Below are 14,935 nucleotides of genomic sequence, written 5' to 3'. Positions count from 1 at the left end.
TAAACAGGTTTTAGTGTTTAGTTTTAGCTGTTAGTTGCTGATGTTGATAGTTCCGTCTTTTTGTTGTTGAATGGTCAGGCGGTAGGACAATGCGATTATTTTCAGCATGTCCGGTAGCGGGTCACCGGCATCGAAGGCGCCGGTGAACGTCAGCTGGCGGATGCGGGTATCGCTGACCTGTATTTTCACGTTAAAGAGATTTTCGATTTCGCGGAAGACTTCCGAGAGCGTGGCGTTGTTAAACACCAGCTGCTTGCTGGTCCAGCCCAGGTCTACTTCATGATGACGGTTGATATTCACCACACCGTCTTCTTCATCATAAAACAGTTCCTGGTTGGCCGTCAGTTGTGTAACAGGGAATCCTTTCGTTTCTGCCGACACTGCCACGCGGCCTGTTTTAACGCTCACCCTGGCGGCCTGTATATGGCTGCTGTCGGTCATCACGAAAGAGGTGCCCAGTACCTGCACCTGCAGGTGCGGCGCTGTGATCGTAAAAGCTGCGGAAGGGTTGTGGGCAACGTTAAAAAATGCTTCACCGTTGAGCCGCACCTGTCGCTTTTTCCCGCGGAACTGACGGGGATAGCTAAGCTCACTGCCGGCATTGAGGATAACCACCGAACTGTCGGGCAGCACCACCTGCTTCACCTGGAAGGCGCGGGCGGTAATGGTTTCCAGCGGTACAGGATCTATGGCATCCAGGATATCGTACTGGTATTTCCAGGCGAGGGAAGCGCCGCCGAGCAATACGATGCAGGCAGCGGCGATGTTGCGCACTCTTGAAAAACGGACCATTTTTCCCGTGGGTGCTTCCTGCATGTCGAGGCGCAGACGCTCCAGCACCTCTCGCCGGTATGCTTCGCTTTGCGGACTGGCCGGCGTTTGCTGCGCTTCTTCCAACGCGGTCTCATACCATGTTTCTATCAGTGCAGCTTCTTTACCCGAAGCATTTCCTGCCAGATACCTGTTGATGATTCTTTTTAGTTGTGCTACATTCATAAGGACCGTATATCAGGCAGTTCCTGCCTTCGGGTAAAAAAACTGATCTTCTCTATCTATATGTTCCCGGAAAAGAGGGCGTTGTCCCGTGCGGTCAGGTTAAGGAATTATTAACAAACAATCAGATCGGCAAAAATGAGGGCGACAGCAATATGATGACGAAGCGTTTTGAGGGCAATATGCAGCTGGTTACGGACGGTTTTCTCGGATACGCCCATGCGCTGGGCTATTTCAGCGATGGACAGCTGTTGGCGTCTGCTCAGCAGGAACATTTCCCGGGTCCGGGGAGGCAGCGTTTCCAGTTGGGTTTCTATCTCATTAAAAAGGTCTGACTCATGTAACTTATGCCAGATGCTGTTGAGCACCGGCAGGTAATGATCGTGTACCCGGTCCAGGTGTTCGGGACTGTCGAGTATTTCTTTCAGTCGTTTAAGGGATTGGTAGCGGACAGCCTGTAACAGGTAATGTTGCAGCGAACCGGTGATCGTTAACTGTTCTCTTCTCCCCCACAGGGAGATGTACACCATCTGCACCACGTCTTTGGCGTCGTCTTCCGATTTAAGTATCCGTTCTGCCAGCGCGTACAATAGTTGCCAGTGCTTGTTGAAACAGGTTTCAAAAGCTTTTTTATCGCCGGCCTTGATCAGGTGGAGCAACTCGAAATCTTCACTGCTTTGCATGAAAAACTGCTTTTTTTGACATCGCCCTGCAAAGTAAAGCAATCCGTTTCCCGGGTTATTTTAATTTACTGTTATCAATTATTTTTATCAAGTCACGCTGTAACTCCATCATTTTTAAATACAACTAAAAAACAATGTGATATTTTTTCAGTGACTCTGTGGGGGGTATCCGGCAAACACGCGTCTATGATACGAGCGTTAATAGATTTCTTGTGACCAAGCATAACAAACCTACTTCTGTAATTTCGCTGACTGCAGCCAACCGCCAACCTTTATGGTATCAACGGCCGGTGACCGTTACCGTGCTATATTTCATTGGTACGCTGGTGTTATTCCTTCAGTCGCTGGCCACCCAGCGGTATAACAACTTTATCATTTTCCGCAGCTCATGGGACCATATGCTGCAGCATATGCCGTTGTACCAGCTGTATCCTGATACTTATTTTGACTACTTTTTATACCACCCTACTTTCCCTGTACTCTTTGCACCGCTGGCTATTTTGCCGGTCACATCAGGACTTTTTGTATGGTTGATGGGTAGCGCCGGTCTTTTTCTGTATGCGCTGCGTCAGTTGCCGGTGGCTGCCCACAAACGTTACATCATCAGCTGGCTGCTGATACTGGAGCTGTTGAATGCGATACAGTCCTCGCAGACCAATCCCATTATGACTGCGTTGATGTTGTTGACCGTCGTAAACCTCGACCGCGGCAGGCCCTTGCTGGCAGCGTTGTTCACTTGTCTTTGTTTTTTCATCAAAGGATATGGCGCCATTACCGGCCTCGTATTCCTCTTCTACGACAGGAAGCTGACCTATCTGGCGTACTGTATGTTGTTCGGTATGGCCGGCACCTTGTTGCCGCTGATAGTGATGTCGCCGGCGGAGCTGCTGCGCGCTTACCACGACTGGTATCAGCTGATCACCAGTCCTGTGATCCTGGAAGATGGTTCCGTGCGGGGAATGATATTCGCGATGCTGCATCTCCCACCCCAGGCCGGTAGCGGCATCGGGAAGACCGTTACCGCACTGGCGCTGTCAGGCCTGGCGACCGCGCTTTATTTCGCCTGGAAAAACAGGCCACAGCAATACCACTGGATACTGGGAGGTTATCTCTTACTCTGGGTGGTGCTGTTTAATCAAAGTACCGAATCGCCTACTTATATAATGGCTGTTGCCGGCGCCGTAGTAGGATTGATGATGCTGCCTGAAAAACCGCTGTCTGTCGTCCTGCTGGGGTTGCTGGTGATCGTCACCTCCCTCTGTCCTACGGACCTTGTGCCGTCCTTCATCAATAAAATAGCAGTGAACTATCAGCTGAAAGCGTTGCCCTGCCTGCTGGTGCTGTTGTATTTCCAATACTATCTGTGCTTTGCCAGGCAGGACAACGCCCCGCAGGAGCAGCCAGCGGTATAGGCGCTTATCCCCTGTTTCCTGCGCTCCTGTACTTTACTTTTTTATGTCCGGCGGAACGGTTTACTTTGCCTGGTATGAAAAAGCAGGCGCCGTTATCTCCTTACTGGCAATGCCAGCTGGCCGGCTGGACGATCGCCGCCCTTTACTGGGAGGTGGATGCTTTTGTCCGTAGCGCTACTTTCAGCTACCGCTTTGCCGCTGTCAATTTTGTGTTGGACATCACCGTCAACCTGTTGCTGACACATGCCTACCGCCGGTTTGCCCTGCGGCACGGCTGGCACCTGCTACGCCCCAAAGCACTGCTGTGGCGTATTATACCGGCTATTACCATACTTGCTGTCTGTTTCATGCTGGCGGTGTCGTTGCGGTTCTACTGGTGGGGCCATCACCAGGAGACTTTCTTCCAATACCTGCAAATCAACAGCCGCGTGCCTTTTATGACGGGCATCCGCACCATGGCCGTATGGGTACTGGCCTGGCACCTCTATCATTATGCACAGCAGCAAAATGCGGCGGCCCGTGAAAACGCTCAACTGCAACTGCTGACGAAAGAAATGCAACTGGACAATCTTACCGCGCAACTCAACCCGCATTTCTTTTTTAATTCGCTGAACAATATCAAGTCACTGGTACTGGAAGACCCGACGCTGGCGCGCAGGGCGATAGACCTGCTTTCAGACCTGCTGCGCAATGCGCTGTATAAAAGGACCGATCAGCTGGTCACCCTGCAGGAAGAACTGCAGCTGGTCAGCGATTACCTGGAACTGGAGAAGCTACGTTTTGAAGAACGGCTGCAGGTAGATCTCCGGGCAGATGCTTCGCTGAACAGCATGGGCATTCTGCCGCTCTGTTTGCAGACGCTGGTGGAAAACGCCATTAAACATAGTATTGCTCACTGTGCAGACGGTGGCTGCATCATCATCAACGTTGCCCGTGAAGGGGACCGGGTACTGTTGTCCGTACAAAACCCGGGTACCCTACAACAGCCGGCTTCCGGCGGGCTGGGTATCCGGAATCTCAGGGAACGGCTGCAGCTACAGTATTCCGGCCGGGCGTCCTTTGAGATCACCGGGCTGCCGGAAGGGAAAGTGCTGGCCGTCATTTCCATCCCCTTTATCCGTTAAACATACAGTATGCAAAAAATACAGGTAGTGATCATCGACGATGAACGGGCCGCCCGCGAAGAAATTAAACGGGCCTTGCAGCCGTACGCCGACTATGCGGTAGCAGGTGAAGCCCGCAACGTGCAGGAGGCGCTTGTATTGATACCCCGGCTGCAACCCGGCCTATTGTTCCTTGACGTGCAAATGCCTGGCGCCAGCGGGTTTGAGCTGCTGGCCGGTTTGCCGGCAGTGCCGGATGTTATTTTCACCACTGCTTACGACACCTATGCCGTACAGGCCTTCGACAATAACGCGCTGGACTACCTGCTGAAACCTTTCCGCACGGAGCGGTTTGCACAAGCCATGGAAAAACACCGTACCAAAGTACGGGAGCGGGCCGCGTTGTCCGGCAGCAACGTGCCCGGCAAACAGCTGTTTATCAAAGACGGCGATCAGTGTTTTTTCCTGCAGCAAAACGATATTTACCTGGTGGAGTCGGTCAACAACTACGCCCGCATCTTTTCGGTGAACAAACAGGCGCTGATCAAAACTTCCCTGAACCAGCTGGAAGAACGCCTGGACCCGGCCTTTTTTTTCCGGGCCAACCGGTATCAGTTGGTGCATGGCCGTTATATCACGGATATCATGGCAATAGACGGCGACCGGCTGCAGCTGACGCTCCGCGGGGATACCACCGTTATTGTTTCCAGCCGGCAGAGCGTACGTTTCAAACAGTGGAATAAAATGTAATTTTTTCTCCCTCTAATATTTTGTAAGATGGTTTTCATGAGAAATATTCTCCTGGGGGCGCTGTTATGCCTGTACGGGAACATCGCCGCACAATCACTACCGTTCCCCCGCGAAGCTGCCGTTAATCAGCAACTACTGGCAACCACTATGCCTGTGCTGGCGCAAAAGCTACTTCCCCGGCTCCAGGCCGGCGACGACAGATGGGGCTATCTGCAGCAGCTGCTGATGGTGCAACTGACCGCCCGGCAATACAAAGCAGCATTACAGACTATCCGGGAATATCGCAGCGCCTATGCACAAAGCGATGCGGAAAAAGCCCCCGTGCGGTTCATACAATACGAGACTTATATTAACGCGCTGCAGCGTAAAGAGCCTGTGGAAAAAGCTTTCAGGGAAGCATTCAGCACCTCTGTGGCACGTCTGCAACACGCCAGCCGGTATGACATCGACAACTGGTACATCGCGGACACCACCTACCTTGCCGCAGATCTGCAACGGCAGCTGGCGCAACTGGAAGGGCAGGACAGTATCGCGCTGCAAGACGCCATACAGCTGTGCCGCCGTTATGCCGCGTGGCAGCTGCTTTCACGCATCAGCGCAATGGCGGCGCCGTTGCTGCGGCAGTTCAACCGGCAACATTACGACATCCGCGACAGCCTGCTGATCTCTACCCGCGACGGTGCCAGCGTATCGGCGATCGTGGTACGGCCCAGGCATCAGCAGGGACCGTTGCCCGTCATCTTTTTCTTCACCATTTACACCGATGGCGGTAATCTCTGCATCGCCAAAGAAGCGGCCGACAAGGGTTATGTAGGTGTAGTAGCTAATACCCGGGGAAAACGCCTCAGCCCCGAAATAGCCATGCCTTACGAACATGACGGCAACGATGCCCATGACGTGATCAACTGGATCAGCCGCCAGTCGTGGTGCAATGGCAGCATAGGCATGTACGGCGGCAGCTACGTGGGCTTTACACAATGGGCCGCTATTAAAGAAGGCGTACCGCCTGCACTCAAAACCATCGTACCATCTGCCGCAGTGGTGCCTGGTTTTGATGTACCTAAAGAAAACAATGTGTTCATGAGTTTCGTATATCCGTGGATTCCCCATGTCACCAATAACCAATTCCTGGACAACGTAACATACAATGACCGGGGCCGCTGGCGCAATATGCAGTTCAACTGGTATCACAGCGGCGCTGCCTATCAAACGCTGGACAGTATAGACGGTACGCCCAATCCCATTTACCGCCGGTGGCTGGCACATCCTGACTACGACGCCTACTGGCAAAATATGACGGCATACAAAGAAGACTTCGCCAGGATCGACATCCCCATACTCAGCACGACCGGTTATTTCGACGGCGCACAAATCGGTGCGATGTATTATTACAGAGAACACTTACGGTACCGCCCCAACGCGGCACATTATCTCGTCATCGGGCCCTATGATCATCTTGGTTGCCAGCACGTGCCGCTTCCATACGTCAACGGTTATACGATTGACAACGCCGCACGCATCAGTGTGCATCAGTTGATTTACCAGTGGTTTGATCATATCCTGAAAGGGGCCCCCAAGCCGCCTATACTGGAAGACCGCATCAATTACCAGGTAATGGGCACCAACCAGTGGAAACACGTACCATCGCTGCAGCAAATGAACAACGATACAATGACATTCTACTTATCACCACAGCGGCTGGTACGCCAACCACCTACAGATACGGCTTTCATTCCGCAGCAGGCCGACTTGTCTGTCAGAAGTGGCAGATTTACCGGTAATTATATCCTTTCCCCTTTATCCGGCAGCAATATCAATACCGCCAACGGGCTTGTGTTTGTCAGTGATCCGTTGCCGGCCTCCGTGGCTGTCAACGGCTCTTTCCTGGGCAAGCTGCTGGTCATCCCCAATAAAAAAGATGTAGACATTGGCATTAACCTGTACGAACAAACGCCGGACGGACGCTATTTCCAGCTCTCCTATTTTATTGGGCGCGCCAGCTACGCCGCCAGCCTCGAAAAGCGGCAGTTGCTTACACCCGGCAGCGTCAATACCATTTCGTTTAGTAATACCCGTATGATCAGTAAACAACTGGCCAAAGGCAGCCGGCTGGTGGTGGTGATCAACATCAACCAGAATCCGTTTGAAGAAATCAACTACGGTACAGGCAAAAAGGTGAGTGAAGAAACCATCGCCGATGCCGGTGAGCCGGTGCAGCTACGGTGGCGAAATGACAGTTACATCAAGGTGGGCATCCATCACCAGCGCGCACCAGCTGCGCGCTGGTAAAGAAGTAGCTGTTTTCGATTACTACAAATAATGATTATTTGCATAAAGGCAAAAAGCCGCGGCGTTGCTGCGGCTTTTTCGTTGTTATCTTATCAGGCGATATTCCTGATCACCTTCGCCGGATTGCCCGCTACCAGTGAATTTTCGGGTACATCTTTCGTTACCACCGCACCTGCGGCAACGACCGAACCGCTGCCAATGGTCACACCCGGGCAGATGATGGCCCTGCCGCCGATCCAGCAATCGTCCCCGATCACTACCGGTTTACCATATTCTTCACTGCGGCGATGCACTTTATCCAGCGGGTGCGTGGCCGTGTATATCTGCGCCGCCGGCCCTACCATCACGTTGTTGCCGATTGTCACCGGGCAAACATCCAGCACTACGCAATTGACATTGAAATACACCTGGTTGCCACAAATAATATTATAGCCATAATCGCAGTGAAACGGCGGTTCTATGTACAGGCGTCCTGCTGTATGCGGGACCAGTTCGCGTAACACCTCCCGGGTGCTGTCGGTGACGAGGTACTCCGTTACGTTCAACCGGTGCAGCAGCTTTTTAGCCCTTGTTCTTTCAGCGTGTAGCTCCGGGTCTGAGGCGTCATACAATTCGCCTGCGATCATTTTTTCTTTTTCGCTTTTCATATGATGTCCGTTGTTATCCTGAAAATAGGCATTTTCAACGGTTCACCAGGAAGTGTACTATGCGGCAGACACTGCCGGGCGCAGTAATAATTTTCAGTGTATGGGTACCCGTAGCCAGCTCATCGCCCAGCACCAGGTACCACGGAAGATAAAGGCTGCGGCTCCATTGTGTGCGGGTGTCTATCTGCTGCACCGCTTTTCCGTCAATGCTGTAGCGGAGCACGCCGGCGTCGGGACCGGAAAGCAGCGCTACGCCTACGGTGCGGCCTGTGAAGGATAACTCCATGCTCGCCTCCGTTGTGCCGGACACCAGCATGGGCACGTCCACAAATCCCGGTCTTGTGTGCACCTTGTCAGATGGTTTCCAGGATTCGTCCACCGTGAAGTCACGCAGGCGCCTGGCCGTGTGTACGTCCACGTAATGACCTGCGTCATAGCTGAACGGGTCGGACGCCGGCGGCAGTACAGCTGCCACCGCCTTTCGCGGGGCCTTTTTTCTAAACGCGCTGTCCAGCAACTGGCGGATAGCGTTAAAATATACTTCCTGCCCAAACGGCGACGGATGCAGGTCTTTAAAGTCCACTTTCCAGGTGAACTCTCCCGCATCTATACGGGTCGTCACCTCCCGGGCCAGGTTAACGAAAGGCAGATGATAACGCCGCGCCATTTCCTCATGCAGCGCCACTTCCGCCGGTGTCTTTCCCGCCCGGTAGTCCGCCATTTTATCTTCATCCACAAAGGCCATCAGTACGATATTCATATGCGGATTCGTCGTCAGCGCGTGCCGGATAATCCCTTCCAGTGCCCTTCGCTGCACGCCGGCCGGTGTACCGTTGACTTTATCATTGACTGCCGCTTCCACAAAAAGCAGGTCTACCGGGCCTTTGTCCAGCACATCCTGCTGCAGGCGGAAAGCATGCGGCAGGCTGCCCAGCGAAGGAATACCTGCATTCAGCAGCGTAAAAGCCGTAGCCGGATACGTGCGGACAAGGTAATCTCCCACCTTGCCGCGCCAGCCTTCCATATTGGTAATAGAACCGCCCAGAAAGGCTACGGTCGCTTTTTTACGGGCACTGATACAATGCCACGCATTGTCCAGGTTGCCATAGCGGGCAATAAAGGTTTCACTTTTCAGCTGCGCCCATGCCGGCAGCATGACCAGTAGCAGCAACAATACCGGGAGTAGTTTTTTCATAACGGAATATTCTAACGGCAAGATAACCGGCTGACCGAAAATATTCCTGCTGAATTTTCGCCGGGGCTGATTGGATTTTCATCCATCCGGCCATCCAGGGTTAAAGCCCTGGGGCACGTTGTAGAGTAGCCTTTTATTAAGCCTCTTTTTCCGGAGGTACCAGAACACTGCCAACTAAAAGACCCGCTTACAGTCGCCCGGGGCTTTAGCCCCGGGAATTTGATTATTAATCTGATTTAGCTATCTTAAAGCTGCTAATGCTGCCAACAGCGATGATGTAATTTTCATGGACCTGATATGAATAACCTGCCTGACGATGCTGCAATGATGACGAACCTGTGCCACGGCGACAGCGCGTCTTTTGTGCTGTTATATGAGCAGCATGCCGGCGAGTTATACCGCTATATCTATCTTTTTATCCGGTCGAAGGAAGACGCGGAAGACATCCTCCAGAATGTGTTCACCCGTATCTGGATGAAGCGGGAAACGCTGGGGGAAGTCCGCTCCATGCGCAGCTTCCTCTTCCGTGTCACCCGCAACCAGGTGCTCAATTATTTCCGGAGCGCGAAAGTGAAACTGCGGGTACAGAAGATGATGGCGGAGGAAGACGCCCCGGGGAATGCCGATGCCGGCGAACTGCTGCAATACAAACAATATTATGAACTGGCCAAAGACGCCATCAAGAAACTGCCCAAGCGCCGGCAGGAAGTATTCCGCCTGAGCCATGAAGGCGGCCTGAATACACACGAGATCGCCGACCAGCTGCATATCTCCTCCTCTGCTGTCAAACAACACCTGTATGCCGCATCTGATTTTATCCGCGACTACCTGCAAAAACACGGGGACATCACCGCCTCGCTACTGGTGTTCCTTACCCTTTTCGAAAATTACCGCTAATACCCTGACCATATACTTATCTTGTGACTTCTATTAAAGTACGATTTGGATATCTTCCCAAGAATTAAAAAATTTTTTTTCTAATTGACCTGTCTTATTTTGGGATACGCGTGTCTTATTAATAGCTGTGCAACCAAAATGTCGCTTTATGAACAATGAAGAAGCAGGCCTCTTTGTGAAAAGATACGCTGCCGGGACCGCTACCACTGAAGAACATGCGGCCTTTGAGCAATGGATTCACGAACAACCGTTACAGGACGTACAAAGTCTGCTGGACGAATACACCCTGTTGATGGAACAGCATCCCGTGTGGCTGCCGGCCGACCGGGTGCTGCTGGACCGTATGCTGCGCGAACTGGACCGCCAGCAACCGGCCCGGATCATATCATTTCCCTGGTGGAAGCGGAAACGCTCCCTCGTTGCAGGCGTAGCCCTGCTATTTGCAGCCGGCAGTTATGCACTGTGGCAATACTCCGTGAACAGGCCGCACATCACATCGGTGGCCGGCATCGTTGCGGGTACCACCCGCGCTACGCTGCAACTGGCGGATGGCACCACCCTCGAGTTGGACAGCACCGGTACCACCGGCGCCGCCAAACCCAGCCACATAGTCAAAATAGCGGCAGGCCTGCTGCAATACAATTCCCGGGGAGAAACCAACACCACGGTGTACAACACCCTTACCACGCCACGTGGCGGACAATACCAGCTGCTACTGCAGGACGGCACACGGGTATGGCTCAACGCTGCGTCCTCTATCCGCTTCCCTGTTGCCTTTAACGGTAACGACCGTACGGTGGAAGTAAGCGGAGAAGCCTACTTTGAAGTGGCCCGGCAGGCCAGCAAACCTTTTATCGTAAAAACAGGCCCCATGCAGATACACGTACTGGGCACCCGTTTTATCGTCAGCGCCTACCCCGGAGAAGCGCAGATCCGCACCACCCTGGCCGAAGGGAAAGTAGCGGTCACCACCGGCAATAACACCCTGCAACTGGCGCCCGGACAGCAGTCCGTGCTGCCCAAAGGCAGCAACACTTTTACGATCCGCAATGCAGACACCGACCAGGAACTGGGATGGAAAGAAGGACGCTTTATTTTCAACGGCAACATCCGCGATATCATGCCGCAGCTGGAACGCTGGTATGATATACAGGTGGAGTACGAAGGCAATATCAGTAACCAGGCATTTATAGGAGATATTTCACGGAATGAAAACCTGAGCGAAGTATTGAAAATACTGGAGCTCACAGGAAAAATACATTTCAGGTCAGCAGGCAGAAAGATTATCGTATCACCGTAAAAAACAGCATATCGTATCAACCAAAATTAACAACATGTAATTCCATCAACAGGACCACCGGAAGAAAAACCCAGACGCGGTTGCGACGCGTCCGGGGAAACTATTGCCCGGTTTAAATCCTTCATCAGTGAACTGAATGAATTCTTAACACATTAAACCACGCGTACCAAATTTATGCTTTTTAAACAAAAGGTCAAACGGGGTATGCAGGCCAGTGGCTTGCCCCCCACAATTCTGCTGTTTATGAAACTGACGCTCGTTCTGATGATCGCAGCTACCCTCCAGGCTACCGCCGCCGCCTTCGGCCAGCAGGTGACACTTCACCAGAAAAATGCCTCCCTGCTGGAAGTGCTGAAGTCCATCCGAAAACAAACCGGCTGCAGCTTTATTGGCGACCGCCAGATGCTGCAACGCACACAGGGTATCGACATCACCGTATCCAACGCCTCGCTGGAAGAGGCACTGAAAGCCTGTATGAAAGACCTTCCCCTTACCTGGTCGGTAGTAGGCTCCACCATTATTATCCGGGAGAGAGAAACGGCCACGCCTGTACGTAATCCGGCCGCCGATTCCATCATCGTCATCCGCGGAAAAGTAACGGACAGCAGCGGCCTCTCCCTGCCAGGCGTGTCCGTCACCCTGAAGTCCGATCCCAAAAAAGGTGTACAGACAGACGCAACCGGCCACTTCACCATGCGCATGAACGCTAAAGACGTGCTGATCTTTACCTATATCGGCTTCGACAGGAAAGAGATACCCGTTGCCCGCAGCGGCACGATCACCGCCGTACTGCAATCGGTCGACAGCAAACTGAATGAAGTAGCCATCGTCGCTTACGGCACCCAGAAAAAAAACAGCATGGTGGGCGCCGTCACCACCATCAACCCCAAAGAGCTGAAAGGCCCTACCAGCAACCTCACCACCATGATGGCAGGCAGACTGGCAGGCGTGATCTCCTTCCAGCGCAGCGGTGAACCCGGCCGCGACAACGCGGAATTTTTTATCCGCGGCATCACCTCCTTTGGCAGCGGTAAAGTAGACCCGCTCATACTCATAGACGGCATGGAAATGACACCCAACGATCTCGCCCGCATCCAGCCGGACGACATCGCCGGGTTCTCTATCCTGAAAGACGCCACCGCTTCTTCGTTATACGGCGCCAGGGGAGCCAACGGCGTCATCCTCGTTACTACCAAGTCCGGCCAGCTGGGCAAGACAAGGTTTAACGTACGCGTTGAGAACTCCACCTCTTCCAATACCCGCAACTTCAAACTGGCGGATAATATCACCTATATGAAACTGGCCAACGAAGCGGTGATCACCCGCGAGCCGCTCACCACAAGGCCTTACACGCAAAGCCAGATAGCACATACCGCTGCCGGCGACGATCCTTATGTATATCCCAATAACAACTGGATCAACGAACTGGTGAAAAATACCACCAACAACCAGCGCTACAACCTCAACCTCAATGGCGGGGTGGAAAGAGCACAATACTATATCGGCGCCACCTACAACATCGACAACGGCGTGCTTCGTACGATCAACGACAATAATTTCAACAGCAACGTTAAAACCCGCAACTACGAGATCCGCTCCAATATCAATATCAAACTCACGCCCACTACCGACGCAGTGGTGCGCACCTCCGGCAGGTTCTCCGATTACAACGGTCCTATCAGAGGCGGCGGTGAAATATTCCGGCAGGCCATGAGCGCCACGCCCGTACGATTCCCCGCCTGGTTCCCCGCCAGCTTTGCCCCCGATGAAAAACATCCCCTCTTCGGCAACATGAAAGCCGACGACGGCAGCTTTTACACCAACCCCTTCGCCAGCGCGGTCTCCGGCTTCCAGCAGGAAAGTTCCTCCACACTGATCGCACAGCTGGAGCTGAAGCAGAACTTCAACTTCATCACCAAAGGACTGTCAGCCAGGATGATGGCCTATACCAAAAGGTATTCGTTCTTTAACATGAGCCGCCGCTTCAATCCGTTCTACTACAGCGTAAGCATCGACCCGGAAGAAGGGCTCCGCGGCCTCACCCTGCTCAACGAAACGCAGGGCACCGAATACCTGAACTACAGCCCCGGCGACAAGCAGGTGACCACCTTCACCTACATGGAAGCAGCCGTGAACTATGATAAGGTGATCAACGACCGCCACGCCGTAAACGGTATGCTCATCACCATCCTCAACAACCAGCTGAGCGCCAACGCCGGCAGTCTCATCGCTTCGCTGCCTCGCCGTAACCAGGGCATCTCCGGAAGGTTCACCTACGCCTACGATGACCGTTACATGATGGAATTTAATTTCGGCTACAACGGCTCTGAAAGATTTGACAGGAATCACCGCTGGGGCTTCTTCCCCTCTATCGGCGGTGGCTGGACAGTGAGCAATGAAACATTTTTCTCCGGCCTGCTGCCCGTTATATCCCGGCTGAAACTACGGGCCACCTACGGCCTGGTAGGTAATGACCAGATCGGCGATACCAACGACCGCTTCTTTTACCTCTCCAACGTAGACCTCGGCGGCGGCAACGGCTATACGTTCGGCGAGAACTTCACAGAAGGCAGGCCCGGCGTACGGATCAACCGCTATGAAAACAGGGACATCACCTGGGAGAAAGCCTACAAAACCAACCTGGGTTTCGAACTGGAGCTGTTTAAAAATTTCCACCTGGAAACAGATTTCTTCCATGAACGCCGTACCAATATCCTGATGTCCCGCGCTTACATCCCCTCCTCCATGGGACTGTACGGCACGCCACAGGCCAACGTGGGTATTGCAGAGGGCCGCGGCGTAGACATGACCATGGAATACAAACGTAACTTCGGCAAAAAGACATGGCTGCAGGTACGCGGTACCTTCACTTATGCTACCAGTAAAATACTGGTCAACGAAGAACCGCTCTACGCTGAGCAGAACCAGTACCTGTCCCGTGTAGGCTACCCGATCTCTCAGCGATGGGGCCTTGTGGCAGAACGTTACTTCACCGACGAACATGAAGTGCTGAACTCTCCGCGTCAGAACTATGGCAAGTACATGGCCGGCGATATAAAATATAAAGACATTAACCGAGACGGCCAGATCACCGATCTGGACAGGGTGCCCATCGGTTACCCCACCACGCCGGAACTCAACTACGGCTTCGGTTTCACCTTCGGTTACGGCGCTTTCGATATCAGCGCCTTCTTCCAGGGGTCCGGCCGTTCATCCATCTTCATCAACCCCGGGGCTATCTCGCCTTTTATCACCGAACACTATACATATGGCGATGGGTCCGTATCTCCCACCATGGACCAGCACGGCCTGCTGCAGGTGATCGCCGACAACCACTGGTCTGAAAATAACCGCGACCTGTACGCATTCTGGCCCCGCCTCAGCTACAGCTACCAGGGCAATAACCTGCAGGCGTCCACCTGGTGGATGCGCAACGGCGCTTTCCTCCGGCTCAAAACCGTGGAGCTGGGATACACGCTCCCTCCCCGCGGCCTGAAACGTTATGGCCTCAGCCAGCTACGCATCTATGCCAACGGCTTCAACCTGCTCATGTTCAGCAATTTTAAATTATGGGACGTGGAAATGGGAGGTAACGGTCTCGGCTATCCCGTACAAAGGGTAGTCAACGCAGGCATTAACCTCGGATTCTAATGCTAAACACTTGTC

At 53.1% G+C, this 14,935-nt stretch carries 11 protein-coding genes; 7 read left to right on the top strand and 4 right to left on the bottom strand.

Going from position 1 to position 14,935, the window contains the following annotated elements; genetic code table 11:
- Positions 1–30: 30 nt before the first annotated feature.
- Together B5D63_RS04695 and B5D63_RS04690 are read right to left on the bottom strand one after the other, a co-directional pair.
- Entirely contained in the window at positions 31–996 is a 966-nt protein-coding gene (locus tag B5D63_RS04695; protein ID WP_078667583.1) for a FecR family protein, read from the bottom strand.
- A 110-nt stretch (positions 997–1,106) separates the two neighbouring features.
- Positions 1,107–1,676: an RNA polymerase sigma factor gene (locus B5D63_RS04690; RefSeq protein ID WP_078667582.1), complete on the bottom strand. Its 570-nt coding sequence runs from the start codon at positions 1,674–1,676 to the stop codon at positions 1,107–1,109.
- Positions 1,677–1,888: 212 nt separating this feature from the next.
- Here B5D63_RS04690 and B5D63_RS04685 point away from each other — a divergent pair, with 212 nt between their 5' ends.
- From B5D63_RS04685 to B5D63_RS04670, 4 genes are all read left to right on the top strand, one after another.
- Complete coding sequence (locus tag B5D63_RS04685; RefSeq protein WP_078667581.1) at positions 1,889–3,088, top strand: glycosyltransferase family 87 protein; 1,200 nt, start codon at positions 1,889–1,891, stop codon at positions 3,086–3,088.
- Positions 3,089–3,162: 74 nt separating this feature from the next.
- The gene (locus B5D63_RS04680) at positions 3,163–4,212 is read left to right on the top strand and encodes a sensor histidine kinase (RefSeq protein ID WP_078667580.1); all 1,050 of its coding nucleotides are present in this window, start codon (positions 3,163–3,165) and stop codon (positions 4,210–4,212) included.
- Positions 4,213–4,221: 9 nt separating this feature from the next.
- The gene (locus tag B5D63_RS04675) at positions 4,222–4,941 is read left to right on the top strand and encodes a LytR/AlgR family response regulator transcription factor (RefSeq protein WP_078667579.1); all 720 of its coding nucleotides are present in this window, start codon (positions 4,222–4,224) and stop codon (positions 4,939–4,941) included.
- A 36-nt stretch (positions 4,942–4,977) separates the two neighbouring features.
- Positions 4,978–7,230, top strand: coding sequence for a CocE/NonD family hydrolase (locus tag B5D63_RS04670; RefSeq protein ID WP_200816915.1), 2,253 nt, complete (start codon positions 4,978–4,980; stop codon positions 7,228–7,230).
- Positions 7,231–7,322: 92 nt separating this feature from the next.
- Here B5D63_RS04670 and B5D63_RS04665 read toward each other — a convergent pair whose 3' ends face one another.
- Entirely contained in the window at positions 7,323–7,877 is a 555-nt protein-coding gene (locus B5D63_RS04665; RefSeq protein WP_078667578.1) for a sugar O-acetyltransferase, read from the bottom strand.
- A 34-nt stretch (positions 7,878–7,911) separates the two neighbouring features.
- Entirely contained in the window at positions 7,912–9,072 is a 1,161-nt protein-coding gene (locus tag B5D63_RS04660) for an SGNH/GDSL hydrolase family protein (protein WP_078667577.1), read from the bottom strand.
- Positions 9,073–9,369: 297 nt separating this feature from the next.
- Here B5D63_RS04660 and B5D63_RS04655 point away from each other — a divergent pair, with 297 nt between their 5' ends.
- From B5D63_RS04655 to B5D63_RS04645, 3 genes are all read left to right on the top strand, one after another.
- The gene (locus tag B5D63_RS04655; RefSeq protein ID WP_078667576.1) at positions 9,370–9,969 is read left to right on the top strand and encodes an RNA polymerase sigma factor; all 600 of its coding nucleotides are present in this window, start codon (positions 9,370–9,372) and stop codon (positions 9,967–9,969) included.
- 148 nt (positions 9,970–10,117) lie between these two features.
- Positions 10,118–11,269 carry a FecR family protein gene (locus tag B5D63_RS04650; protein ID WP_078667575.1) on the top strand — a complete coding sequence of 384 codons (1,152 nt, stop codon included), beginning with the start codon at positions 10,118–10,120 and terminating at the stop codon, positions 11,267–11,269.
- A gap of 243 nt (positions 11,270–11,512) precedes the next feature.
- Entirely contained in the window at positions 11,513–14,920 is a 3,408-nt protein-coding gene (locus B5D63_RS04645; RefSeq protein ID WP_235021461.1) for a SusC/RagA family TonB-linked outer membrane protein, read from the top strand.
- Positions 14,921–14,935: the final 15 nt, after the last annotated feature.

This window comes from Chitinophaga eiseniae (genome assembly GCF_900167135.1).
Lineage (GTDB): Bacteria > Bacteroidota > Bacteroidia > Chitinophagales > Chitinophagaceae > Chitinophaga > Chitinophaga eiseniae.
Note: the sequence above shows the minus strand (reverse complement) of the source record. Positions and strands in the feature narration are given on the sequence as shown.

What these genes read in the sequence shown, in the direction of transcription:
- B5D63_RS04695 (WP_078667583.1), bottom strand. Translation starts at nt 996, where the DNA reads ATGAATGTAGCACAACTAAAAAGAATCATCAACAGGTATCTGGCAGGA.
- B5D63_RS04690 (WP_078667582.1), bottom strand. Translation starts at nt 1,676, where the DNA reads ATGCAAAGCAGTGAAGATTTCGAGTTGCTCCACCTGATCAAGGCCGGC.
- B5D63_RS04680 (WP_078667580.1), top strand. Translation starts at nt 3,163, where the DNA reads ATGAAAAAGCAGGCGCCGTTATCTCCTTACTGGCAATGCCAGCTGGCC.
- B5D63_RS04675 (WP_078667579.1), top strand. Translation starts at nt 4,222, where the DNA reads ATGCAAAAAATACAGGTAGTGATCATCGACGATGAACGGGCCGCCCGC.
- B5D63_RS04670 (WP_200816915.1), top strand. Translation starts at nt 4,978, where the DNA reads ATGAGAAATATTCTCCTGGGGGCGCTGTTATGCCTGTACGGGAACATC.
- B5D63_RS04665 (WP_078667578.1), bottom strand. Translation starts at nt 7,877, where the DNA reads ATGAAAAGCGAAAAAGAAAAAATGATCGCAGGCGAATTGTATGACGCC.
- B5D63_RS04660 (WP_078667577.1), bottom strand. Translation starts at nt 9,072, where the DNA reads ATGAAAAAACTACTCCCGGTATTGTTGCTGCTACTGGTCATGCTGCCG.
- B5D63_RS04655 (WP_078667576.1), top strand. Translation starts at nt 9,370, where the DNA reads ATGAATAACCTGCCTGACGATGCTGCAATGATGACGAACCTGTGCCAC.
- B5D63_RS04650 (WP_078667575.1), top strand. Translation starts at nt 10,118, where the DNA reads ATGAACAATGAAGAAGCAGGCCTCTTTGTGAAAAGATACGCTGCCGGG.
- B5D63_RS04645 (WP_235021461.1), top strand. Translation starts at nt 11,513, where the DNA reads ATGAAACTGACGCTCGTTCTGATGATCGCAGCTACCCTCCAGGCTACC.